The following is a 1,545-nucleotide window of genomic DNA, read 5'->3' on the forward strand; positions in this document are numbered from 1 at the left end:
CCAGCAAACGGTCGAACACCGGGTTGGGCAGCAGCCGCAGCAGCTTGGCCACCACCCCCATTTGCCAGGGGATCACGCGGTAGCTGGTGCCCACCGCAATGGCCCGGAAAGCCCTGTCGGCAAATGTCTCGGGTGTCAGCAGAAACGGCATCGGATAGGTATTCGACGCCGTCAGCGGAGTTTGGATATAGCCTGGCAACAGCGTCACGACGCGCACGCCGCAAGGCCGGCATTCCCCGCGCAAACTCTCGCAATAAGCCACCACTGCGGCTTTGCTGGCGCAATAGGCCCCATGCCCAGGCAAACCCCGGATCGCCGTGACGCTGGCAATGCCGACCAGCGTGCCGCGGCGCTGGGCCTGCATGGCCGCGAGGAAGGGATGAAAGGTGGCCGCCAGGCCCACGTTGTTGGTCGCGAAGGTCTCCTGCATCACCGCCAGGTCCTCGCGCACCGTGCTGTCCATGCCGACGCTGATGCCGGCGTTGGCAATCACCACATCCGGCAAACCAGCTTCGGCCATGCAGCGCTGGCCGGCGGCGACAATGCTGTCGACCTGCTGCACGTCGGCCGCGTAGACCTGAAAGTCCGCTGCCGCCCAGCCTTGCTGCACCGCCCAGGCCTGCAGCACCTCGGCCCGGCGAGCCACCAGCGCCACGCGCCAGCCAGCCGCGTGATAGCGCAGGGCCAGCGCTTGGCCAATGCCACTGGAAGCACCGGTGATGAAAACCAGCGGTTTCACGGCGCTCACCGTTTGCCGCTCCGGTCCGGCGTCATCACCGCGCGGGCCGGGCCGGTCAGCGTCAAGATGCTGCTGGCTTCGTCGTAGACCATCGCATCGGCGGTGAATTCGCTGCGGCCCTGGCGCACCTGCACCGGCCGCTCGGAGCGCACCACGTGGGCCCTGAAATCGGCCAGCAGGTGCTCGCCGACGAAGTCGACGGTTTCGCCGGTGTTGCCGGTGCTGATGACGTGCGCGCCCCCAATCAGCTGCACGACCGAGCCGTCACCGGCGGCAATCGCCTCGCGCGCGGTGGCACGGGTCACCCGGCCGTCAGGGTCGTAGCCTTCGACGTGCACCGTGTCGATCTCGACCTCGTCGGTGTCGGGAAAGTGGCGCAGGTGTTCGCCCTGGATCTGCACCTTGAGCCGGCCGCTGGGGTCGTAGCGCTGCAGCGTGAAGCGCTCCAGCCGGTAGTCCGGCACATGGGCCGGGGCCGAGCGCAGCCGCTCGCTTGGCGGCTGCGGCGAATTCTTCACCAGCCACCAGGAGCCCAGGGCCAGCAAGGTCATGATCAGCAACGGAATGGCGGTGCCCAGCAGGCTGCCGATGCGCTGGCGCCAGCTGGCGCGGATGTCGGCGGCGCTCGCCTGGTCGGGCGGCGGCGTTTTCTCGTGCCCCAATGCCACGGGCACCTCGGGCAGGTCAGGCAAATGCAGCTGTGGACTCATGCGCGCGGGCTCAGGCGCCGTCCAGCGTCGTCAGGTGCCCGTGCAGCAGGCTGGCGTAGCGGCCATTGGCCATCAGCATCAGGTCGCAGAATTCGC

General features: G+C 68.2%; 2 protein-coding genes. Both read right to left on the reverse strand.

The window, feature by feature from the left end:
* Positions 1-739 (reverse strand): SDR family oxidoreductase (locus tag FKP22_RS29975; RefSeq protein WP_375140632.1); only part of this gene is annotated, 739 nt, incomplete at its 3' end.
* A 5-nt stretch (positions 740-744) separates the two neighbouring features.
* Positions 745-1,449, reverse strand: a complete 705-nt coding sequence (lptC, locus tag FKP22_RS29980) for an LPS export ABC transporter periplasmic protein LptC (RefSeq protein WP_141291868.1) — start codon at positions 1,447-1,449, stop codon at positions 745-747.
* Between the last annotated feature and the right edge of the window lie 96 nt (positions 1,450-1,545).

Origin of the sequence: Ideonella azotifigens (genome assembly GCF_006519715.1) — a bacterium.
GTDB lineage: Bacteria > Pseudomonadota > Gammaproteobacteria > Burkholderiales > Burkholderiaceae_C > Ideonella > Ideonella azotifigens.

Coding starts and splice junctions, on each gene's coding strand:
- lptC (WP_141291868.1), bottom strand. CDS start 1,449: ATGAGTCCACAGCTGCATTTGCCTGACCTGCCCGAGGTGCCCGTGGCA.